The following is a 21,062-nucleotide window of genomic DNA, read 5'->3' on the forward strand; positions in this document are numbered from 1 at the left end:
TCGGCCAGGCGATCTCACCTCATCTCAACCGAGCCCGACTCAACTCCCCGTCAACTTGCCTCTGCCTCAGCGGCTTCCGCGGCGAGGTGTTGTGGGACCGCATGGCGGACGGCTTGCCACGCCTCGTGTATGTGGTGGTCTTGGGTGCGGGTGCCTCCGGTGGCGAGGCGGAGGAAGAAGACGCCGTTGTGTTCGGAGTGGGTGAGGAAGGTGGTGCCGTTGGCGTTGACGGCGTGGAGGAGGTTGCGGTTGTCGGCTTCGGAGCCGTTGAGACGGAAGGTCACCAGGCCCAGGGTGGGTGGGGTGAGCAGGGTGAAGCGGTCGTCGGTGCGGAGCAGTTCGGCGAAGAGTCGGGCGTGGCGTACGCCGGTGCGGATGTGGCTGCGCAGTCCTTCGACTCCGTACCAGCGGACCACCGACCAGAGTTTCAGCGCGCGGAAGCGGCGGCCCAGGGGGATCTGCCAGTGTCGGTAGTCGGTCACCCGGCCCGATTCCGAGGCGGCGTTGCGGAGGTATTCGGGGAGCACGCTCAGGGCGCCGACGAGGGCGTCGGGGTCGGCCACCCACAGCAGGTCGCAGTCGAAGTTGGTCAGCAGCCACTTGTGCGGGTTGGTGCAGTACGAATCGGCGTAGTGCGCACCGTCGTTGACCCAGCGCAGTTCGTCGCAGACCGCGGCCACGCCGGCGTAGGCGGCGTCGACGTGGAGCCAGACCCCGTAGCCGCGGCAGATCGGGCCGATGTCCGTCAGGGGGTCGAAGGAGAGGTGGGAGGTGGTGCCGCGGGTGGCGACCACCATGAGCGGGGTGAGGCCGGCGACCAGGTCGGACCGGATGCGGGATTCGAGGTCGACGTGGTCCATGGCGCCGTTGGCGTCGGTGGCCACCTCGCAGACGGCGCGCAGCCCCAGCCCGGCGATGACGGCAGCCTTGGCGGCCGCGGAGTGTGTCTGGCGGGTCAGGTAGATGCGGTAGCGGCGTTCGCCGGTGCCGTTGTCGCGGGTGCGGCCCGCACTGGCGCGGTGCAGGGCGGTGACCAGTGCGACCAGTACGGCGCTGGAGGCGGTGTCCTGGATGACGCCCTTGCCGCGGAAGCCGTCGGGCAGTCCGAGCAGGTGCACGAACCAGTCCAGCATCTGCTGTTCGACCTCGGTGCAGGCGGGGCTGGTGCTCCAGTTCATGCCTTGGACGCCCAGGCCGGCGGAGAGCAGTTCGGCCAGGACGGCGGGGCCGGAGGCGTTGGCGGGGAAGTAGCCGAAGAATCGGGGGTGTTGCCAGTGCATCAGGCCCGGGAGCACGATCCGTTCGAGGTCGGCGAGGAGTGCCGGGAAGTCCTCGCCGTGCTCGGGCGGGGTCGCCGGGAGTTGGGCGCGGATGCTGCCTGGTTCGACGGGTGGGGCGACCGGGAGGTCCTCCAGGTGTTGCCAGTAGTCGGCGATCCAGTCGATGGTCTGGTGACCCAGGGCACGGAAGGTGTCGTGGTCCATGTGGGGGGTGTGGGGGGACTGCGCGTCGGTGGGCTTCACAGCAGCGGCTCCTTCAGGTGGCGGGCGAGGTAGCGGATGCCGTCGGTGCCGCCGGTGCCGGGCACATCGCCGATGGTCTTCTTCGCGACGCCGAGGTGGGTGCGCTTCCACCGCGCCCACTGGTCGTTGACCGCGTCGACGGCCAGGCGTACGTCCTCGGCCGCGGCCTGGTCGTGCGTCTCCAGGCGGTCGAGGGCGCGGGCGAGTGCGGTGGAAAGAGCGGGGGCGTGCGGCGGGGCGATCTCCAGGTCGACCGCGGCGAGGGGTTCGGGGCGGAGGGCTGCCTCGCCGCGGCAGCGTCGCTCCAGGCGCGCGAAGCCGGGTGACTGGAGTGCGCCGGTGCCCGTGGTGGCCGCGCGGATCGCGGCGAACTGGGCGGGGTCGATGATGGCGACCAGGCGGAAGACGTGCTGGGCGCGGGCGAGGTTGGCGGTGGTGGCGCGCAGCGATGCGGTCAGGGCAGCGGTGTCGGGGGTGGTGGCCAGGGCCTGTCGGTGGGCCTCGGCGGTGTGGAACGCGGCCTGCTCGGCGAGGAGTTCCATGATCTGCACGCTGCGCAGGAACAGGGGCTCGTCCGGCTGTGCCGTCGCCACCGGGAGGGATGACTCCACCAGCAGTTCCAGCGGTGCCGGGAGTCCGGTGCCGCCCGCGGACAGCAGTCGGTTGCAGCGGTGCATGGCCTGTGCGATGCCGGTGTGCCGGGGCCTGGTGTCGGCGTCGGCCCAGCCGTGGTGGGCGTCCAGGTGGCGCGCGAGGTGGGTGGCTGCGGTGGAGCGGAAGCGGCGTTCGCCGAGGCGTTCCTCGCGGGCGGCCCGTCGCAGTTCGTGCCGGACCAGGTCCGCGGTGAGCAGTGCGGACAGTCGGGCGGCGCGTCGGGGGAAGTCGCCCAGGCGGGACCACTGGCCGAACAGCGCGGTCATGGTGTACGCACCGTAGGAGGGTGCCTTGCGCAGGGAGCTGGTCAGGCAGGTCAGCCAGGCCGCGGTGGCCCATTCCAAGGTGCCTGGTTCGAGGGGGCGGCTGCGGGCCCAGTCCCAGGCGTCGAGGAGCCGCGACTGCAGTCCGTCGGGCAGCGCCGTGGTGCCGTGGGCCCGTATGACGCGGGTGACCGGGCGGTGCGGGAACGGTCCGGGTGGGCCCTTGCGGATGCGCTGGAGCCAGGCGTCAACTGCCCGTTCCGCGTGGTCGGTCGGGGTCGTCATCGATGGGCTTTCTCCATACGGGGAACATGGGTGGTCCGTCGGGGAGGTGCAGCGTTCGGGTGTTGCGGAATCCGTGACGGAGCATCAGCCGTGCACCGCGCCAGGTACTGGCCTCGGCGTAGGTGCCGACGCGGTCGCGGTCGGCCAGCGCGGTGAGGCGGGAGAGCATCCGTCCGCCCAGGCCGGAGTCCTGGTGGGCGCGGCGCACGCCGTAGAACAGCAGGTAGTAGTGCGGGGCGTGCGGATGGTGTTCGTCCAGCCGGTTGCGCATCTCACCCTCCCGGCCGTGGGCGGGGTCGTCGGGGAGTTGGGCGTGCGGGGGCAGCGCGAGCATCGCGGCGCTGCCCGGGGACAGTTCGACGATCCCGCCGGCCGCGTGGACGCGGCCGGCGACGCCCGAGAAGAAGCGGGTGAGGGCCGCCGGTCCGTCCGGGAAGACCCACTGGGTCGGCGGGTCGGCGGCGAACGCCTCGGCGAGGGTGGCGGCGACATCGGGGAGGTCGCGGACCGTGGCGGGCCGGAAGGCGGTCATGTGCGGCGGTAGAGACGGCCCTCGGACCAGATGGCGGGTACGCGCCCCCACGCCGCGGCCGAGGCGACGTCGGGGAAGAAGCCGCGGCCCTTGTGGTTGGCGCTGGTGTTGCAGAGCAGCGGGATGCCCGAGAGCTTCTCGTAGGCGGTCAACAACTCGTGCACGAAAGGCGATTGGCGCGCGTTGACGGTCTGGAGGCGGGCGGTGCCGTCGAGGTGTACGACGGCGGGGACCTTGGCCTCCCAGCCGACCCGGGTGTCGTGGTCGAAGAGCATGTGAGGGTCGGGCGTGCCGGGGGCGAACAGTTCCGGCGCCCGGTGTTCCAGGCATACCGGGGCGACCGGCCGGTAGTCCTCGCGGTCCTTGACGCGGTTGAGGTGTTCCTTCATGCCGGCGTCGGTGGCCGGGGCGAAGATGCTGCGGTGCCCCAGGGCGCGCGGGCCCAGTTCGGCCCGGCCGGTGAGTACGACGACGGGCGCGCCGGTGTCGTGGAGTTCGCGGGCAAGTCCGTTGACGTCGCAGGCGGTCGAGGTCCAACCCGGCGGGTCGTCCAGCGCCGGCCGCAGGCGGGGGCCCTGGTAGACCGACCAGTCGAGCACGGGTCGGCCGCTGATCCGCGCCCACTCCGTGGCGGCGGCCCCCAGGGCGGCTCCGGAGTCGTTGGGGAACGGCGGCACCCACACCTCCTCGAACAGGCCGGAGGAACGCAGCAGGTTGTTCCACTTGATGTTCAGTGCGCAGCCACCGGCCAGGCACAGGCGGGGTGGCAGGTCGCGGCCGCGCACGGCGGCGGCGAGGGCGGCGTGCAGTCGGCGGCCCACATAGCCCTGGAAGGTGGCGATGAGGTCCGCGTCCGTGGCGTCGGGCCAGGCGGATCCGGCGCCGTCCTTGAGCGTGCGGGCGAGGTCGTCCCCCATCGTGAACGACGGTTCCATGGCGTCGAGTTGCTCGGTGAGGACGGTGTCGAGGCCCGGGTCGTCCGTGCCGAGGGCGGCGTACGCCATGGCCTTGCCGGCCACGTCGAGGTTGCGGGGCATCAACTGCGGGTCGCCCACGGTGGGTTGGTGGGAGCCGCGGAACGGTGGGAGGGCGGCACAGAAGTCCGCGAAGATGCTTCCGTACAAGGGGAACAGCTCCCCCAGGCGCGTGACGCGGAGGGGTTGGGGTTCGACGCGGTACAGGACGGGGGGCATGCCGCCGTCCCACACCAGGACCAGGGCGTCCTGTCCGCGCCGGGCGAAGGGGCTGGTGGTGTAGGAACCCATCAGGTGCTGGGTGCTGTGGTGGTAGCCGCTGTAGGCGTGCCTGGCGGAGCCGAGCGGGAGCCCGATGAAGTCGTGCCGGGCCAGTACGTCGGCGCCGGGCAGGTCCTGGTAGGCGGCCACCGGCAGGACCACGGGGCGCCCTTGGTGGGAGACGTGCAGCAGCGGCCGCCGCTGGTCCTGGCCCTGCGGGGCGAACCACCCGTCCACCACGAACCGGTCGATGTCGCCGAGGGCGACCCCTTCCCTGGCGAGGACGTGCTCGGCCCGCTCCAGTCGGTCCAGCGGTTGGAACCGCCGGCTGTTGTCCAACTTCTCCATCTCCACGGAGAAGCGGAGCCTGCCGTCTTCGACGAGGGCCAGTCCGCCGTCGTGGGTGAGTTTCAGTCCGCAGATCAGCATGTCCCTAGCCTTCGCCCCGGGTCAGGACCCAGGTCTCGTAGTGGGTGGTGTCGGTGGTGGGACGCTCGGTGTAGTTGTCGAACACCTCCGCCCCGGCGAAGCCTGCGGCGCGTGCCTGGGCGCGGACGGTGTCGTGGTCGAACGCGTACAGCCGGTGCACCTCGCGGGTGCCGACGTAGGTGTCCGCCGCACCGCGGCGGGTGAACTGGGTGTAGTGCAGATCGCAGTAGGAGGTGCCCGGTTCGCTGGTGAAGTTCCAGATGAAGGCCAGGTCGTCCTGGTCGGCGGCCCACCTGCGGTTGCCCCAGTGCCCCTTGAGCAGTGCGGCGGTCTCGATGTCGAAGACGAACGTCGCGCCGGGCGGCAGTATCTCGGCCACGGAGCGCAGGGTCTCGCCCAACGACCATGCGTCCGGCTGGTAGTTGAGGGCGGCCGCGGTGCACACCACGGCGTCGGCGGCGGTCGGCAGCCGTGCGGGGAGTTCCAACTGCCGGAAGTCGGCGGCCCGGCCGACCCGGTTCTTCGCCAGTGCCAGCATGGTCTCGGAGCGGTCCAGGGCGGTGACCTCGTAACCGCGGCCGACCAGTTGTTCGGTCATCAGCCCGGTGCCGCAGCACAGTTCCAGCACCCGGCGCACGCGCTGCCCGCGGGCGGCCCAGAGGCGTTCGATGAAATCCGCCATCTGCGTACGGGGCGACTCTCCCCACTGGGCTATCGCGTAGTCGACGAGCCGGTCGTACACGTCGGCGGTCGCGGCATAGGGCTCGGGCGTGCCGGCGTCCTGGTGTGGCTGTCCCTGCATCATGTGCGGCTGTCCTTCCGTCAGTTGCGGGTGAGAGCCCAGGTGTCGTAGAGCGTGGTCTCGTGGGCGGGGGCGTGGGTGTAGTTGTCGAACACCTCGGCGCGGGCGAAACCGGCCCGCTCGGCGCTGCGCCGCACCAGCGGGTGGTCCAGGACGTACAGGCGGTGCTTCTCGCTCGTCCGCGCGTAGGTGGCACCCGCGCCCTCACCGCGGCGCAGGAACTGGGTGTAGAAGGCGTCGCTGTAGCGCTCGTCGGAGTTGGTGAACTCCCAGATGAAGGCGAAGTCGCCCTGGTCCGCGGCCCATACGCGATGACCCGCGTGTGCGGTGACCATGTGGCGGGACAGCACGTCGAAGACGAAGACGCCGCCGGGGCGCAGCACGCGGTGCACGGCCCGGAAGACCTTGGTCAGCGCGTCCTCGCCGGCGGTGTAGCTCAGCCCCGAACCGGTGGAACTCACCGCGTCGACGGACGCCTCGGGCAGCGGGAGGTGGGGCAACTGCGCCTGGATGAGCGGGATGTGCTTGCCGAGGCGCCGTCGGGCGAGGGCGAGCATCTGCGGGGACTGGTCGAGTCCGGTGACCGTGTAGCCGGCCCGGGCGAGGTGGTGCAGCACGCTGCCGGTGCCGCAGCACAGGTCCAACACGTCCCGTACGTCGCCGTCGCGCCGCGCCCACTGCTCGCGCAGGAACGCGACCCGTTCGGGGACCGGCTTCTCGTGCCAGTTCGCGATGATCCAGTCGTCCAGTCGGTCGTAGATTTCGGCGATGGCCCGGTACATCGGGGCGTGCGCATCGGTTGCCATGCGGGTCCTTTGCTGTGGGTCAGGCGAACGCGGCGGTCAACGCCCGTACCGCGTGCTGTCGTAGGGCGGCGGCGCGGGGGGCCACGCCGTCCAGGTGGAGTGCGCAGTGGACGAGCCCCGGGCAGCGCACGAGGGTGGTCGGCACGCCGGCGGCGGCCATCCGCGCCGCGTACGCCTCGCCCTCGTCGCGCAGCGGGTCGTACTCGACGGTGATGACGGTGGCCGGCGGCAGGCCGGCGAGGTCCGGGGCGAGGGCGGGGGCGGCCCGCCACGGCGCGTCGTCCAGCGGGCCTTCGGGCCGCCCCAGGTACGTGCGCCAGCACGCCTCCATCATCGCCGCGGTGTTCTGGTAGCCGGTGGCGAACTCCCGGTACGACGGGGCGTTCCGTCGGGGGTCCAGCGCCGGATTGATCAGGAGCTGGTGGGCGGGGGACGCCGCCGAGCCGCGGGCTTCGAGGGCGACGGCGGCGGCGAGGGCCCCGCCCGCGCTGTCCCCGGCGACCGCCAACCGGGCGGGGTCGCACCCGAGCGCGGCGGCGTTCTCGTGGGCCCAGGCGGTGACGGCCCGGGCGTCGTCCAGGCCGGCCGGGAAGGGGTGTTCGGGCGCGAGCCGGTAGTCGACGTTGAGCACCGCCACCCCGGCCTCCACCGCCAGGGCCCGCAGCGGCGGATCCGTGGAGGCGATGCTGCCGGCCGTCCAACCGCCGCCGTGGAAGTACACGACGAGCGGGAGTGCGGTGCCTGGCCGCGGGTGGTAGAGCCGGTACGGCACCTCACTCGTGCCGTGCGCGGCCGTGCCGTCGGTCACCCGGGCGACGGCGGGCGGCGGGGCGCAGAAGGCGACCATGCCCTCGACCGCGGCGCGCAGGGCATCGGGGGTTATCGGCTCCGGCAGCGGAGTCGCGTTGAGCACGTCGAGGAAGCGCTCTTTGATGCGGGGGTCGAGCACGGGGAGCGGGCCCTTTCTCGTGAGCGGCAGCGGACACCCTCGGCTTCGACGTCGAGTCGGCCGGATGCGCCCATAACTGCGGTGCTGGGCGGGCGAGTTGGGGCTAGTCCCGATGTGTGGTGCGGGTCAGGAGGTTGCCGGCGATGCGCCGGGTGCAGCGCTCCAGGGCGTCACCCCGGCCGGCCAACGCGCGGAATCCGGTGGGCTGTTGGAGCAGTTCCACCGCCCGCAGCCGGTCGAGGTTGTCGAGCTCACCGATCCGGGCCCGCAGCTCGGGGTCGCGGAAGAGGCCCTCGGGACGCAGCAGTTCGGGCCCTTGGGCCGGGAATCCGCCCGCGCCGGCCAGGTCCAGGTAGGGAGCGCCGTGCGGCCCGTAGATGCGATCGGCCGCCACCCAGTCGGCCGCTCCGTCCAACAGTCGCGGCAGATCACCGAACCGCAGGGTGTGCACCACGGGATTGAGGTAGGCGTCCGCGTCGAAGACGTCCTGCTCCGCCTGGTCCAGCGCGGTGCCGGCCCAGGCACCGGGCATGCCGTAGGCGTCGAGCGAGAGGGAGAGCCCCAGCGCCCGGACGACGTCGAGTCCCGCGGCGTCCTCGTGGGCGCCCATCAGGCGGACCAGTTCGCGGTCGCGCATGCGTTGCGCCTCGCCGATGGCGTTGTACAGCCATACGTGCAGTAACCCGTCGTCGGCCAGGTGGTCGCCGAGCCACTGGAGCCCGGCCCGGGGGTCCGGAAGGTGATGGACGACGCCGTAGCTGTAGATGAATTCAAAACGGTCGTCCAGCGCGGCGCCCGATATCGCGCCGTCGATGAATTCCACATTGCCGACCCCATGTCGCCGGGCCAGCCGTTGCGCGATTTCGCGTGAGGCATCGCACGGTTCGAGCCCCACAAAGCGCACGTTGGGATATGCGCGCGCCAGCCCGATCAGGGTGTGCCCGGTGCCGCATCCCGCGTCTAGCACCGACCAGCCGTCGGCCAGGCCACCCTCGATGACCAGGGGAAGCTCGCTCCCCACGACATCGATCAGCGGCCTCTCAACCCCTGGCGAGGGAAAGGGGAAAGTCTCATAAAGGCGACGCGTTGCACTGGCGGCCATGCCGTCCCTTCCATGAAAGTCCGATGCCACATTCGGCGGGCCCGAGGGGCAACAGCATGCTTCTCCCGTCCCACGGGACGCCATGCGGTCCCGAGGGCCGTTGGCTTCTTTTACGTGCCCGCACGGGGCTTTTTGCCGCCACGCCAAAGAACGGCGAAACTCTCAGCCAGCTAGGCAACCCCCTTCCACGGACTGACAGTTGACAGGGACTCATATTCCTCCGACAGCGGCGCGACGTGGCGTGAAGTCGTTGCGGTCGCAGACGGGAGAATCCGCAGAACTGGCCGAAGTCACCTCTTCCCGCACGCGCGGGACAGGCAACCCACCAGGCGGGCACGCTCGAACCGCCCACCCGACCGTCGAAGCCCCGCCCCACGGGCGCCCCTCCGCTCCCGCGGGTGCACCACACCGTGACGGCGGGGCACCGTGCTGGCGGGACACCGCATGCCCGCCGGTTCATCGCCGACCGACCACGCCCGATGCGCAAAACGATGCGTGAGACAGGCGTGACGTATCACTCCGGCGCGGCTTACCGTCGGCGGCATGGCTACTTCGACCCCCGCCTCCGCGTCCACCGCAACCGCCGATTCCTTCTGGGCCGATGCCGACCGTCATCTGGTGCGCTACGGCAGCGCGTTCACCCGCGAGATCATCGACCGCGCCGCCGGGAGTTTCCTCTACACCGCGGACGGCCGGAAGATCCTCGACTTCACCTCCGGCCAGATGAGCGCGATCCTCGGCCACTCGCACCCGAAGATCGTCGAGACCGTCCAGCGTCAGATCGCCACCCTCGACCACCTCTACAGCGGCATGCTCAGCCGCCCGGTGGTCGACCTCGCCCGCCGACTGACCGCCACGCTGCCGGCCCCGTTGGACAAGGCACTGCTGCTGACGACCGGCGCCGAGTCCAACGAGGCCGCCCTCCGGATGGCCAAGCTGGTCACCGGCCGACACGAGATCGTCTCGTTCGCACGGTCCTGGCACGGCATGACGCAGGCCGCCGCGTCCGCCACCTACAGCACGGGCCGCAAGGGCTACGGCCCGACCGCGCCCGGCAACTTCGCCATCCCGGTGCCCAACGCGTACCGCCCCGACTTCACCACGCCCGACGGCGCCCTGGACTGGCGCCGCCAACTGGACTTCGCCTTCGACCTGATAGACGCGCAGTCGACCGGCAGCCTGGCCGCGTGCCTGGTCGAACCGATCCTCAGCTCGGGCGGGATCATCGAGCCACCGGAAGGGTACTTCGCGGCGCTGAAGGAGAAGTGCCGGCAACGCGGCATGCTGTTGATCTTCGACGAGGCCCAGACCGGCCTGTGCCGCACCGGCACCTGGTACGCGTTCGAGCGTGACGGCGTCGTCCCCGACATCCTCACGGTGTCCAAGACGCTCGGCGCCGGCCTTCCCCTCGCCGCCGTGATCACCAGCGCCGAGATCGAACAGGAGGCACATGACCGCGGGTTCCTGTTCTTCACCACGCACGTCGCCGACCCGCTGGTGGCAGCGGTCGGCAACGCCGTCCTCGACGTCCTGATCGACGACGGACTCGACGAACGGGCGCGGTCGCTCGGCACGTTCCTCCGCCAGGGGCTCACCGACATCGCCGACCGACACACCGTCGTCGGCGACATCCGCGGCCGGGGCCTGCTGGCCGGCATCGAACTCGTCGTGGACCGGGAGACGAAGCAGAGCTGGGACGAACTGGGTGCACAGGTCACTCGGCGCTGCCTCGAACTCGGCCTGCACATGAACATCGTTCAACTGCCGGGCATGGGCGGGGTCTTCCGGATCGCACCGCCGCTGACCGCCACCGAGGAGGAGCTGTCGCTCGGCCTGAACATCCTGAACCAGGCACTCGGCGACGCCTGCGCCGCCCTGTGACCACCTCGACGCCCTGCGCTCCGCCCCGCTCAGGCATACCTCACTCAGCAATCAGGTCTCGACTCAACTTCCCCACCACTAGCGACCATTGACGCCAGGGGCCGCAGCGGCCGCCAGCTCCGCGTCCGCGGCATCGAGGATCCTGCCGAAGACATGAGCGACGACCGGCTTGGCCAGTGTGCGGGTCAGCGCGGCGCCGACGACGGGCAGTGGGACCTGAAAGGCGGTGGTCCACACGACGAGGGTGCCGCCGGGCACTTCGGTGAAGGTCATCCGGCCCAGCTCGTGCCGGGCCGGCGGAAAGCTGCGTTCGACGACGTAGTCGAAGTCGTACGGCGGGTTGTAGACGGTGATCCGCTCGCGGAACCAACCGATCAACCACGTGTGCAGCCGTACCGCGCCCACCCCGTAGGGGGCACCCCGGCCCGGCCGCGCCAACCTCGCGGTGAGGACGAACGGTGTGCGCGCGTAGTTGGTCGTCGTGGCGCACCAACTGAACACCTCTGCGATCGGCGCCGCGACAACCCGTCGCACGGTCAAGGTCTCCATGCCGTTCCCGTCCCTCCTCGTGGCCGGCCGGCGCGGAACAACGACCGCGCCCGGATCACCGGCGGTACGCCCGTGTTCGCCAAGCAGACGCCGCAGCCCCCGGAACCGTGACACCACCCCGGGCGACTGTGACGCACGCCACCGTCCCCCAACTTCCCGGTGGGCCGGGCGCATTGTGGCGCCCGGTCACGGCAGCGGCTCGGAGCAGCGGCCAGCCCTCAGTAACCACTCAGCAGAGTTCGTACCCTGCGCAGGGCCTGTGGGCCGACGGCGCTGTGCCAGCGTGAGGGGTCCGCGGGACGGCGTCCCCACAGCAGCAGTACGCGCACGGCCGCATCGCTCTCGATCGTGGCCGGCCCCTCGGGAGCGGCGAGGTACATGCCGCTGTTGCCGTCCGCCTCGGCGACCACCACGACGTCGTCCATGCCCGGGGTGCGCAGCCGGCCCTCCACACGCCCCTCCGGGCCCAGGTCCAAGCCGGCGCGCCCCCGGGCCAGCAACGGCAGGCCGACCGACACCACGCTGTGCTCCGTCATCCACGGCTCGTTGAGCGCCTGCACGGCCGTCCGGTCATCGCCCGTCAGGTCCCAACGGTGCAGGATCAGCTCCTCACGCATGTGTTCCGCGAAGAAGGGAGCCTTCACGGACCGACCGGTCCACCTCACCTCCGTGTCCGGCGACAGGTCCCGCGCGGCGGCCGCGGCGACCTCGGTGAGCTGCTCACAGCGGGCCAGGAACGCCGTCCACAGCTCGGAGTCGGGCATCCGCCGGTAGGGAGCCTCCCGCCCGAAGCCCCTGGTCTCCACCGGTGCTCCGTCCAGGAACGCCTGGAGCACCCGGGCCATCTCCTCGGCGGTGCCTGCCTGGTGGGCCAGGATGTCGCGCACCGTCCATGCCTCGCACCACGTGCCGTCGTCGGGCCGTCGTGCCTGCACGGCATGGACGAAGGGCGCCAGCTCCGGCAGTACGTCATCGACGTGAGAGGGAATCATGCGCCATGGGTATCCCGCCCCGGGCAACAACCAAACCAGCGCCCCTCCGACAGGGGCCGGGCGGCCGAGGCATGCTTCCACCACGGCCAACCCACCCGCGGCGCAGGAGGCGCTGCGGGCCTGGTGTGTATGCCCGTCAGCAGTGCCGCATCCTCTGCCGTTGCCTCGCGCACCCGAATGCGGTTGTCCATGACGCGTACGACGTTCGGGGCAAGGGGTTCCGGTTCCGGCTCGGCAGTCGGGGTAGCACCCAGCGCACTCACGTCGGCGGCCCGCTCTCACGAGCACCCGGGCATGCCTCTTCCCGGGCCCGCGCGGGCCCGGGAAGAGGGGTGGCTCACTGGTACAGCACGATCGAGTTGACCGGGGTGAGGTCGGCCCACCAACCGTTCTGCGGGGCCATGTCGCCGTAGCAGTTGCCGGTGCCGTTGTAGCCCGTGCACAGCTTGGCGTGGGCGCCGCCGTACTGGTTGTTGAGGACCCAGTGGTTTCCGTACTGGTTGCTGAGGTTGTGCGCGCCGTAACTCCAGAAGGTCAGACTCGGCGCGGCAGCCGGGTCCTGGTCCTGCGGGTAGACGCAGACCGCGCCGTCCGGGCATCCGGCCCAGGTACTGGCGGGTGCGGCACTGGCGACACCGACCGTGAGCACAGCCGCCGCGGCGGTGCCGGCCGCGAGGGCAGCGGCGCGACGAAGCATGGTTGGCATGAAGGTCCCCTCCCTGGTGGCGCCGGCTGAGCATCGATCGCCCGGCCGGCTGGCTCCTCAGCATCGTCGAACGGCCTCCCCTCCCCCAGTGCGGAATCAGACATTACTGCCGCAAGTCTGGCCTTCTGGCGAGACTTCTGGCACTTCCCGGCATGCCCGATGTAGTGCCCTATGCACCATGACCACCGCGGCAGCGCGACTCCTCGGCGGGCTTGCCGTGCTCTGGGCTTGGGCCACCCGGCGCGACCACCAGCCCATCCGCGCACGCGACCGCCCCAACCACCACGCCTGCCTGCCCGCCTACCGCTACTCCCCTGAGCCCATCGCCCCGAATTCCGAGGCACCCGTGGACGATCGTGCCGTTGGCGGGGTCATGGTCACGCCGTTCCCCTTCAACCACCCTCAAACCGACGGCAGCCGCGCCCCATTGCCCTTACCCGACCATATGCGCATCCTTGCTGGCATGCGCTTCTCCATCAACATCCCCAACTTCGGCGACTTCGCCGACCCCCGCAACGTCGCGACCGTTGCGGCCGCCGCCGAACAAGCCGGCTGGGACGGACTCTTCGTCTGGGACCACGTGCTGCACCGGCAGCACCAAGGGCGCCCTTTCGGAGATCCCTGGATGCTGCTGACCGCGGCCGCGCTGGCGACCTCCCGGATCCGGCTCGGCACACTGCTGACGCCCGTCCCCCGCTACCACCCACAGCAACTCGCCCGTCAGGTAGCCACGTTGGACCACCTCAGCCGCGGCCGGGCGATCTTCGCCGCCGGCCTGGGCGGTCCGCTCGACGACGAATACCGCAGCTTCGGCGACACCGCCGACCCGCGCCTCCTCGCCGAGCGGTTGGACGAGGGCCTGGAACTACTGCGGAGCTTCTGGTCCGGCGATCCGGTGAACCACCGCGGTCGACACTACGAGGTCCGCAACGTGACGCTGCTGCCTGCGACCGTGCAGCAGCCCGGTCCCCCCGTGTGGATCGGCGGTTTCTGGCCGCGGCGCGCACCCATGCGGCGTGCGGCACGGTGGGACGGCGCGGTGCCGCTGTTCGAGACGGCCCGGCATGGGCACGCGCCCGACGTGGCGGAGGTACGTGAACTGGTCGACTACGTGCACACGTTCCGCCCGGTCGCGGCCGGGCGCCCCTTCGAGTTCGTGCTCGGCGGCGCCACACCCCCGGACGCGGCCAAGGCCAGGGACGTGATCGGTCCACTGCGCGACGCCGGCGCCACCTGGTGGGACGAGCGCCAGATCCAAACCGGCCCCGACCTGGACCGCCTGCCCCCAGTGCTGCGCCGTATCGAGGCGGGGCCGCCTGCGCTCTGAAGCGTCGTTCGCCTCCCGGCGATCCGAAGTTCATTCCCTCCTGGGCGAGTTGCACGGTCGGACAGCTTGGGCAGGTCGGACGAACCGGGCGAGCTGCGCGAGGGCAACCGCTGGCGCACCCCCACCTGACCTACGATGCGGCCATGGCGCTCACGTACGCATGGCGAGGCGATTTCGACAACGAGGCCGTCAACACGCTCCATGGGGAGGCGTTCAGCCACGCCCCGATACCGATCGACTGGCAGACACAACTGCGTCGCCACAGCCTCGGTTGGGTCTGCGCCCGAGAAGACGGCAGGCTCGTGGGATTCGTCAACGTCGCCTGGGACGGCGGCGCCCATGCCTTCGTCCTCGACACCATGGTCGCCAGGGGCCTGCGCAGGACCCGCGTCGGAACCGAGCTCGTGGCGACCGCGGCCCGCAACGCCCGCGCGGCGGACTGCGAATGGCTCCACGTCGACTTCGAGCAGCACCTACGCCCCTTCTACGTCGACGCCTGCGGCTTCACACCAACCAACGCGGGACTCATCGCCCTGCGCTGAACGAATTGCCCGGCGCTTCCCAGCGTCGGCAGGATCACCACGACGTAGGGCTGAGCGGAGCCCGGAGAGGCGCCGGCATCCACACGAATCGCCCAAGATGCTCTCCCTCCCCTACGATGTTGGCCAGAATCTCCGCTGGCAGGAAGGTAGTTGTCATGGCCGAGGGCTTTTCCGGCGTGGACCAGTCGAAGCCGAGCATCGCCCGGGTCTACGACTATCTCCTCGGCGGCAAGGACAACTACGACGTGGACCGCGTCATAGGAGACAAGTTCACCCGCGACCTGCCCGGTTCGGTGGCCATCGCGCACGCCAACCGGCAGAACCTCGTACGCGCCGTGCGGGAGCTCGCGTTGGCGGGCATCGAGCAGTTCATCGACATGGGCAGCGGGCTGCCGACGGCGGACAACGTCCATCAGGTCGCCCAACGCCATATCCCCGACGCCCGCGTGGTCTACATCGACAACGATCCCATCGTCCTGGCACACGGCCGCGCCCTTCTGGAGGACAACCCCCACACCCGCGTCATCCAGGCCGACGTCCGCGACCCGCACAGCATCCGTCAACACCCGGACACCATCGACCTGATCGACTTCGACCGGCCCGTGGCCGTCATCCACAGCGCCATCCTGCACCACATCAACGACGACGAGGACCCCCGCTCCATCGTCGACTACTGGCAGCGGCAAGTCCCGTCCGACAGCTACTTCTTCATCTCCCACTTCCGCAGCGGCGGCAACCCGGAGACCGCCGAGGCCGAGGCGGTGCTGCAGGCCACCTTCGGCCGCGGCCGGTGGCGCACCGACCAGGAGATCCGCGACCTCTTCGGCGACCTGGAGGTCCTGGAACCGGGGATCGTCCCCAGCTCCCTGTGGCGGCCGGACACGACGGAGGGACTCACCCGCATCGGGCCGGCCGAGCGCGACCTGACGGTCTGGGAACGGCTCATCGTAGGGGGCCTGGCCCGCAAGCCGTAGGTGCGGCAGCCCGCCCCGGCAGAAGCCCGCCGCCGCGTCGGCCATGCCACCGCCGAACCCATTCGGCGGCCTCACCACACACCGGGCACCAGTCTGCGGGTCCGGGCGGCGTATGCCCCGTACTCCTCGCCCAGCGCGTCGAGCAGCATCCGTTCCTCGACGCGTATCCGGTATCCGAGTGCGAGCAGACAACACGCGACGATCACCAGCGCGGACGCCGCGTTGTCCGTCAGAAGCGCGAGGTCCAGGCCGGCGATCAGGATCCCGGTATAGGCGGGGTGCCGCACCCATCGGTACGGGCCCGCGGTGACGACCTGATGGCCCTGCTGGATGTGCACGGTGCCGCGGAAGAAACGCCCCAGCGTGACGATGGCCCACAACCGGAACCCCAACGCGGCCCACGCCACGAGCAGCACCGCCGTATGTACACCCACAGCGTGCGTTGAGTACGACATGCTGGGCAACGCGTGCCGGATCGGCGCCGCCAACACGACCCCGCCGCCGATCAGGACCGCGAAGAGCAGAAGGCTGATCCACTCGGTTCGCTCGGTTCGTTCACTGCGGACGCGTTGCCGAATTTGGAGCAGGGCCTCGGCCGCCGCCCAGAGCCAGATGGTGATGATGAGTGCGGTGTTCACAGCGTGGTACATCGCAGCACCCCCCGACCTTCCCAAGTTCCCTTACCCTGCCAGGAATTCGCACGACGTCACCATCGCACCCAACCCAGGTGGAGCGGCTCAACTCAAGGGTGGAGCCAGGGTGGAGAATCGAGCCACGCCGCCCCACCCATACCTCAACCGTGGGCTCCCTGTGCATCCCCACGAGCTCGTGCACGGCCAGCCGAACCCCGCTTCCGTCAACCGAGCCCCCCTCTCCGATCTCGACACCGACGCCGACACCGCACCCGGCCCACGTCCCAAGCCCCGTCTGATCCAACACCCCGATCAGCACACCTGGTTGAGAAAAAATCCACCCGCCCAAACCACGATCTTCCGTAAGATCGACGACCATGGTCAAAAAGACAGTCGGGAGCACGGTCGGAAACATGGTTGAGAACTCGGTTGATCTGTACCCTCCGACCGACCCCTACGACGAGGGCTTTCTCGACACCGGAGACGGCAACCGCATCTACTACGAACAGCTCGGCAATCCCCAGGGGAAACCCGCACTGAGTGTCCATGGCGGCCCGGGGTCGGGCGCGCCACAGCGGCCGGTACGTGCCTGGGACCCCGAGCGCTACCGTCTCATCCGTTTCGACCAGCGCAACTGCGGCCGCAGCACCCCGCACGCCAGCGATCCGACGGCGGACATGACCCTGAACACCACACAGCATCTGATCGACGACATGGAGCGACTGCGCGAACACCTCGGTATCGAACGGTGGTTGCTGGCCGGCGGCTCCTGGGGATCGACGCTCATCCTGGCCTATGCGCAACAGCATCCCGAGCGGGTCACTGAGATCTCCCTCGCGGCGGTGACGACCGCGAGCCGCAGCGAGATCGACTGGCTCTACCGGGGCGCCGGACGCTTCTACCCCGAGGCGTGGGACCGGTTCCGTGACGGCGTACCCGAGGACGAGCGGGACGGTGACCTGCTGGCAGCCTACGCGCGGCTCATGGACAACCCTGACCGGGCGATTCGGGAAATGGCCGCCGCCGACTGGCTCGCCTGGGAGGACGCCGTCATCTCGAACGAGCCCAACGGCGTGCCCAACATGTACAGCAACCGAGAGGTCGATGCGCGGATCGCGTTCGTCCGCATCTGTGCGCACTTCTTCAGCAACGGAGCCTGGCTGGAGGAGGACCAACTCCTGCGCAACGCCCACAAGCTGGCCGGAATTCCGGGAGTGCTGGTGCACGGCCGGCAGGACATGGGGTGCCCGGTCCAGACGGTGTGGGAGTTGGCAAAGGTGTGGCCGGACGCGCGGCTCCACATCGTCGAGGACTCCGGCCACGCCGGAAGCGAGGCAATGCAGCGGACAAGCCGGGCAGCCATCGAGGAGTTCAAGCACCGGTAATCTGCTCGCCCCGACTCCAGCCAAATTCCTTGCACTTCACCCCACTCCGCCCTCCCCTCTCCCGCCAGCGGCTCTCGACCTCCAGCGCCACGCCCAAAACTTCGACCCGCAACGACCCGCTCTGGAGGCATTCCGTAAAGCCATGAGGCTCGTTGGATGCCGACAATCGGTGCCGCAGCGTGGCTGACCGGAACGGTAGCCCCAGGTGTTCAAGCAACCAGGCGTCCAGGCATCCACCGTCATGCTGACTGCCTGGGGCGTACCGCCACGACGAGGGCGTTGACGCGGTCGCCGTCGCAGTCCATCGCCGTCTGAACGCTCCGGACGCGCGCGGCGCCCCGCGTCGCCAGGCCCTGCGCACGAAGCGCACGAAGCGCACGACTGGATCGTGTGCCGGTGGATCGCGTACCGACATCGGGGAGCCCTCGGACAGGCCGACAGACATGCCGAGGGAATCCCCACTGATCGGCCGCTCCCGATCAGGTCAGCTCAGCTCAGCTCAGCGGTGATCTGCCAGAACGGCAGGAGAACCTTGCCGTGTTGGTCAACAGACACGGCATCGTCCGACTCCGCGGCCTCCGATACGGCGGGCACCAGGCTCTGCCATTCCTGCCAGGTCAAGCCGGTGGTGTAGCGGCGGGGCTCCATGCGCCGGATCGTCCAGTCGTCACGGAGAGCCTCGCGCAGGCTGTGCTCGTCCGTCTTGGCCGGCATCTTCAGATGCTCGGCCAACTCGCCGCGGAAGCAGAGGACATGAAGCCTCGCACCAGGCGCGCACACGCGACGCAGTCCGGCCAGATACGCCCGTCGTTGATCGGCGTCCAGACAGTGCAGCATGGCGCTGTCGACAACCGTGCGGAAGCCGCCGGGGGTCGCGATGCCGTGCAGGTCCGTCGCGTCGGCGACCGTGAAGGTCGCCGGGCTTCCGGTGGCGCTGGCCTTGGCCCGGCTGCGCTCGATCGCGGAGGGCGCGGCGTCGAAAGCGATCACGTCATAGCCGCGGTCGGCCAGGAACAGGGCGTTGTCCCCGAGCCCGCAGCCGCATTCCAACACCGGGCCGGTGATTTCGCCGGCCGCCTCCAGCTCCATGATCAACGGCTGAGGCGCGTCCAGTTGCCACGGAATGAGGTCCGACTGGCGGGCGTCCGTCACATAGGCGATCTCACGCCCTTGGTACGCCGCTTCGAAGTCCAACACCGGATCCCGGCCGCCTTGCTGGTCGCGCACGTCATGCAGATCGGCCATCCAACCCTCACCTCTTCTAGTAGACGGGGTCGTTCCTTAAGAAGAGTGTAGGCAGGAAGGAACGCCAGCGTCTACTGTTGGCCCCATGGCAGAGAGCGCGAACCCCGGCCGTCGCCGAGGTACGGAACTGGAGCACGCGATCTACGTCGCTACGCTGGACGAGCTGGCCGCGAACGGCTACGGCGGACTCAGCATGGAGGGCATCGCCACCCGCGCCGGCACCGGCAAGGCCGCGCTCTACCGGCGCTGGCCAGGCAAACAGCCTCTGGTTCTGGACACCCTGCGCTACGCCCTGCCCCCGCTCCCCGAACCAGACCCGGAGCGCTCGACCCGGGAAAACCTCGCCAAGGCCCTCAACGCCTTCAGCGACGTACTGGCAGGCCGGACTCTCATACCAGGCATCGAGTTCATCGTCGACGTGCTGCGCGAGCCGGAACTGCGCGCCCTGTTCGCCGACCGGATCGTCGCTCCGCGCCTCGAACACATCGAAGCGATCCTGCACGAGGGCGTGCAGGGCGGCGAGTTCGCCCCCGACGCCCTGCACCCACTGGCCGCCCGCACCGGCCCCGCGCTGATACTGCAGACATACCTGCTCACCGGTCAGCCACCCGGCCCACAGGAGATCGACCTCATCCTCGACACCGTGCTTCAGGGGACGACCACGTCCACGCCGTAGGCGCGGAAGCCCGATACGCGCCGACACGAAATCGCCAGCCAGCGCGGACGCCTGGCGACGAGTCACCGCACCGGGACCGAGCCCCTCGCTCGCCGTCCGCGGCCCTCCACCCGCCGCTCGGCATGGAGATCAGCCCTGCCCCCGGACACGCTCTCACCGAGTTCCGTCCACCTTTTGGCAACCATCGCCCCGGTTGAATGCGTGAGTAAGACGTCAGACGGGCTCCGCTCGCGGCGGCACCGTGCCACCGCGGGGCCCACGGAAAGAGGGGAAGATGCCCGTGATACCGGTCGGAAGTCGGATACGGAAGCGCCGGAGGGCGTACGCAGTGACGGCCGCCGTATGTGCCGCGGCAGCGTTGACCGCAACGCAGCTCTGCACCCAGGGGACCTCGCATGGCTCGGTCGGATCCGCCGCCTCCCCTGTCGTGTCCTCACACGTCGACTGGCTGAGCATGAAGGGTGGACGGCTGGCCTACGGCCAGGACGCGCAGGGCAATCGGATCCCTGACTATTCCGCCGCGGGCTACGGAGGCGGCGGGGTGGCCTTGCCGAAGGCGCCTGTGAAGGCGACGGTCCCGGCACCGGGCCAGGCAGACGAGACCGCAGCGGTACAGGCGGCGATCGACAAGGTCGCGGCCCTGCCGCAGGACGGCACCGGGATCCGGGGCGCGGTCCAGCTCGCGGCCGGCAGGTACCACATCGCGGGGCAACTACGCATCCCTGCAAGCGGCGTGGTCCTGCGCGGCGCAGGCACCGGCTCCACGGCGCTGGTGGCCGACCGGCCGTCAGTACGAACGCTGGTGACCTTCGGGAACAAGTCCCGCTACACCACGGTCGGAACCGTGCACAATGTCACCGACGAGTACGTGCCTGTCGGCTCCACCACCCTCACCCTCGGCAACACCACCGGGCTGAACGTCGGCGACGAGGTGGTGGTGGAGCGCCCCACCACCCAGGCATGGATCGATGCCATCGGCATGACCAATGCTTGGAAGCCCAACTGGAGCCTGCGCTCAGAGCGGAAGATCACCGCGATCCACGGCGACAAGGTGTCTTTCGACGTTCCGCTGACGACGGCGCTGGAGAAGCAGTACACCCAAGCCACCGTGTACCGCTACGCCTTCCCCCGCATCGACCACGTCGGCCTGGAGAACCTCTCCCTCGACGGCCAGGCGATGAGCGGTGACCCGAACTACGCCAAGTCCTTCTACAACGCGGCCCCTTGGGAGTTCAACGCGGTCCAGGACTCCTGGATCACCAACGTCGTCTGGCGCCACTTCGGCGGCACCGGCCAGACCTTCCTCGGCCCGCAGAGCCGCCGCATCTCCGTCCTGCACACCCAGGCCCTGGACTTCAACACCACCGACTCCTCGGCCCGTTCGGAGGCATACCTCCTCCAGGGCCAACAGAACCTCGTCCAGGACTGCGCGGTGACCGCCGCCAAGATCCACGCCTTCTCCACCTACGGCCGCCAGTCCGGCCCCAACGTCTTCTCCCACTGCAAGGCGACCCTGGTGGACAAGACCTACGACGCCGGCGGCCACGAACGCTGGGGCAGCGGCACCCTCTAC

20 protein-coding genes are annotated in these 21,062 nt (G+C 70.0%); 7 read left to right on the plus strand and 13 right to left on the minus strand.

Translation table 11 applies throughout. The annotated features are described in order from the left end of the window. Positions 1-50 precede the first annotated feature (50 nt). From ACIQU6_RS08810 to ACIQU6_RS08845, 8 genes are all read right to left on the minus strand, one after another. On the minus strand, positions 51-1,523 hold the full coding sequence (locus ACIQU6_RS08810; protein ID WP_403480928.1) for a pyridoxal phosphate-dependent decarboxylase family protein: 1,473 nt from the start codon (positions 1,521-1,523) through the stop codon (positions 51-53). Beyond that, the gene (locus ACIQU6_RS08815) at positions 1,520-2,725 is read right to left on the minus strand and encodes a hypothetical protein (protein WP_403480929.1); all 1,206 of its coding nucleotides are present in this window, start codon (positions 2,723-2,725) and stop codon (positions 1,520-1,522) included. The genes ACIQU6_RS08810 and ACIQU6_RS08815 overlap by 4 nt, the downstream gene beginning before the upstream one ends. Next, on the minus strand, positions 2,688-3,257 hold the full coding sequence (locus ACIQU6_RS08820; RefSeq protein WP_403480930.1) for a GNAT family N-acetyltransferase: 570 nt from the start codon (positions 3,255-3,257) through the stop codon (positions 2,688-2,690). The genes ACIQU6_RS08815 and ACIQU6_RS08820 overlap by 38 nt, the downstream gene beginning before the upstream one ends. Further along, positions 3,254-4,921 (minus strand): carbamoyltransferase N-terminal domain-containing protein, encoded by a 1,668-nt coding sequence (locus ACIQU6_RS08825; protein WP_403480931.1) that lies wholly within the window; start codon positions 4,919-4,921, stop codon positions 3,254-3,256. Before ACIQU6_RS08825 ends, ACIQU6_RS08820 begins: the two co-directional genes overlap by 4 nt. A gap of 4 nt (positions 4,922-4,925) precedes the next feature. After that, positions 4,926-5,726, minus strand: a complete 801-nt coding sequence (locus tag ACIQU6_RS08830) for a class I SAM-dependent DNA methyltransferase (protein WP_403480932.1) — start codon at positions 5,724-5,726, stop codon at positions 4,926-4,928. A gap of 17 nt (positions 5,727-5,743) precedes the next feature. Beyond that, entirely contained in the window at positions 5,744-6,529 is a 786-nt protein-coding gene (locus ACIQU6_RS08835; RefSeq protein WP_403480933.1) for a class I SAM-dependent DNA methyltransferase, read from the minus strand. 19 nt (positions 6,530-6,548) lie between these two features. After that, the gene (locus ACIQU6_RS08840) at positions 6,549-7,478 is read right to left on the minus strand and encodes an alpha/beta hydrolase (RefSeq protein ID WP_403480934.1); all 930 of its coding nucleotides are present in this window, start codon (positions 7,476-7,478) and stop codon (positions 6,549-6,551) included. A gap of 103 nt (positions 7,479-7,581) precedes the next feature. After that, positions 7,582-8,499 carry a class I SAM-dependent methyltransferase gene (locus ACIQU6_RS08845; RefSeq protein ID WP_403480935.1) on the minus strand — a complete coding sequence of 306 codons (918 nt, stop codon included), beginning with the start codon at positions 8,497-8,499 and terminating at the stop codon, positions 7,582-7,584. A 624-nt stretch (positions 8,500-9,123) separates the two neighbouring features. Here ACIQU6_RS08845 and ACIQU6_RS08850 point away from each other — a divergent pair. Further along, complete coding sequence (locus ACIQU6_RS08850) at positions 9,124-10,461, plus strand: aspartate aminotransferase family protein (protein ID WP_403480936.1); 1,338 nt, start codon at positions 9,124-9,126, stop codon at positions 10,459-10,461. Positions 10,462-10,539: 78 nt separating this feature from the next. Here ACIQU6_RS08850 and ACIQU6_RS08855 read toward each other — a convergent pair whose 3' ends face one another. The 3 genes from ACIQU6_RS08855 to ACIQU6_RS08865 form a co-directional block, all read right to left on the minus strand. After that, a complete protein-coding gene (locus tag ACIQU6_RS08855; protein ID WP_403480937.1) occupies positions 10,540-11,010 on the minus strand; it encodes an SRPBCC family protein in 471 nt (156 codons plus the stop codon). 218 nt (positions 11,011-11,228) lie between these two features. Next, positions 11,229-12,002 (minus strand): maleylpyruvate isomerase N-terminal domain-containing protein, encoded by a 774-nt coding sequence (locus tag ACIQU6_RS08860; RefSeq protein WP_403480938.1) that lies wholly within the window; start codon positions 12,000-12,002, stop codon positions 11,229-11,231. A 337-nt stretch (positions 12,003-12,339) separates the two neighbouring features. Continuing rightward, positions 12,340-12,708 (minus strand): hypothetical protein, encoded by a 369-nt coding sequence (locus ACIQU6_RS08865; protein WP_403480939.1) that lies wholly within the window; start codon positions 12,706-12,708, stop codon positions 12,340-12,342. 463 nt (positions 12,709-13,171) lie between these two features. Here ACIQU6_RS08865 and ACIQU6_RS08870 point away from each other — a divergent pair, with 463 nt between their 5' ends. From ACIQU6_RS08870 to ACIQU6_RS08880, 3 genes are all read left to right on the plus strand, one after another. Next, positions 13,172-14,035 carry an LLM class flavin-dependent oxidoreductase gene (locus tag ACIQU6_RS08870; RefSeq protein WP_403480953.1) on the plus strand — a complete coding sequence of 288 codons (864 nt, stop codon included), beginning with the start codon at positions 13,172-13,174 and terminating at the stop codon, positions 14,033-14,035. 143 nt (positions 14,036-14,178) lie between these two features. Continuing rightward, positions 14,179-14,577 (plus strand): GNAT family N-acetyltransferase, encoded by a 399-nt coding sequence (locus tag ACIQU6_RS08875; RefSeq protein ID WP_403480940.1) that lies wholly within the window; start codon positions 14,179-14,181, stop codon positions 14,575-14,577. A gap of 155 nt (positions 14,578-14,732) precedes the next feature. After that, positions 14,733-15,551 (plus strand): SAM-dependent methyltransferase, encoded by an 819-nt coding sequence (locus tag ACIQU6_RS08880; protein ID WP_403480941.1) that lies wholly within the window; start codon positions 14,733-14,735, stop codon positions 15,549-15,551. Between the two features lie 71 nt (positions 15,552-15,622). Here the strand turns inward: ACIQU6_RS08880 and ACIQU6_RS08885 are convergent, their stop codons facing one another. Beyond that, complete coding sequence (locus tag ACIQU6_RS08885) at positions 15,623-16,201, minus strand: methyltransferase family protein (RefSeq protein ID WP_403480942.1); 579 nt, start codon at positions 16,199-16,201, stop codon at positions 15,623-15,625. Between the two features lie 395 nt (positions 16,202-16,596). Between ACIQU6_RS08885 and pip the strand changes: the two genes are divergently transcribed. Further along, the gene (gene pip, locus ACIQU6_RS08890; protein ID WP_403480943.1) at positions 16,597-17,568 is read left to right on the plus strand and encodes a prolyl aminopeptidase; all 972 of its coding nucleotides are present in this window, start codon (positions 16,597-16,599) and stop codon (positions 17,566-17,568) included. A 489-nt stretch (positions 17,569-18,057) separates the two neighbouring features. Here the strand turns inward: pip and ACIQU6_RS08895 are convergent, their stop codons facing one another. Beyond that, on the minus strand, positions 18,058-18,813 hold the full coding sequence (locus ACIQU6_RS08895) for a class I SAM-dependent methyltransferase (RefSeq protein ID WP_403480944.1): 756 nt from the start codon (positions 18,811-18,813) through the stop codon (positions 18,058-18,060). Positions 18,814-18,898: 85 nt separating this feature from the next. Between ACIQU6_RS08895 and ACIQU6_RS08900 the strand changes: the two genes are divergently transcribed. Further along, the gene (locus tag ACIQU6_RS08900; protein WP_403480945.1) at positions 18,899-19,489 is read left to right on the plus strand and encodes a TetR/AcrR family transcriptional regulator; all 591 of its coding nucleotides are present in this window, start codon (positions 18,899-18,901) and stop codon (positions 19,487-19,489) included. Between the two features lie 427 nt (positions 19,490-19,916). Then, positions 19,917-21,062, plus strand: a 1,146-nt coding sequence (locus ACIQU6_RS08905; RefSeq protein WP_403480946.1) for a peptidoglycan-binding protein, incomplete at its 3' end; no start/stop codon positions are given.

The organism is Streptomyces sp. NPDC090442 (assembly GCF_044769405.1).
Taxonomy (GTDB): Bacteria; Actinomycetota; Actinomycetes; order Streptomycetales; family Streptomycetaceae; genus Streptomyces.

Bases quoted from the DNA above. Each gene is read 5' to 3' on its own strand.
- ACIQU6_RS08820 (WP_403480930.1), bottom strand. From the start codon at position 3,257: ATGACCGCCTTCCGGCCCGCCACGGTCCGCGACCTCCCCGATGTCGCC.
- ACIQU6_RS08835 (WP_403480933.1), bottom strand. From the start codon at position 6,529: ATGGCAACCGATGCGCACGCCCCGATGTACCGGGCCATCGCCGAAATC.
- ACIQU6_RS08900 (WP_403480945.1), top strand. From the start codon at position 18,899: ATGGCAGAGAGCGCGAACCCCGGCCGTCGCCGAGGTACGGAACTGGAG.
- ACIQU6_RS08865 (WP_403480939.1), bottom strand. From the start codon at position 12,708: ATGCCAACCATGCTTCGTCGCGCCGCTGCCCTCGCGGCCGGCACCGCC.
- pip (WP_403480943.1), top strand. From the start codon at position 16,597: ATGGTTGAGAACTCGGTTGATCTGTACCCTCCGACCGACCCCTACGAC.
- ACIQU6_RS08830 (WP_403480932.1), bottom strand. From the start codon at position 5,726: ATGATGCAGGGACAGCCACACCAGGACGCCGGCACGCCCGAGCCCTAT.
- ACIQU6_RS08855 (WP_403480937.1), bottom strand. From the start codon at position 11,010: ATGGAGACCTTGACCGTGCGACGGGTTGTCGCGGCGCCGATCGCAGAG.
- ACIQU6_RS08870 (WP_403480953.1), top strand. From the start codon at position 13,172: ATGCGCTTCTCCATCAACATCCCCAACTTCGGCGACTTCGCCGACCCC.
- ACIQU6_RS08885 (WP_403480942.1), bottom strand. From the start codon at position 16,201: ATGTACCACGCTGTGAACACCGCACTCATCATCACCATCTGGCTCTGG.
- ACIQU6_RS08815 (WP_403480929.1), bottom strand. From the start codon at position 2,725: ATGACGACCCCGACCGACCACGCGGAACGGGCAGTTGACGCCTGGCTC.
- ACIQU6_RS08895 (WP_403480944.1), bottom strand. From the start codon at position 18,813: ATGGCCGATCTGCATGACGTGCGCGACCAGCAAGGCGGCCGGGATCCG.
- ACIQU6_RS08880 (WP_403480941.1), top strand. From the start codon at position 14,733: ATGGCCGAGGGCTTTTCCGGCGTGGACCAGTCGAAGCCGAGCATCGCC.
- ACIQU6_RS08875 (WP_403480940.1), top strand. From the start codon at position 14,179: ATGGCGCTCACGTACGCATGGCGAGGCGATTTCGACAACGAGGCCGTC.
- ACIQU6_RS08860 (WP_403480938.1), bottom strand. From the start codon at position 12,002: ATGATTCCCTCTCACGTCGATGACGTACTGCCGGAGCTGGCGCCCTTC.
- ACIQU6_RS08825 (WP_403480931.1), bottom strand. From the start codon at position 4,921: ATGCTGATCTGCGGACTGAAACTCACCCACGACGGCGGACTGGCCCTC.
- ACIQU6_RS08850 (WP_403480936.1), top strand. From the start codon at position 9,124: ATGGCTACTTCGACCCCCGCCTCCGCGTCCACCGCAACCGCCGATTCC.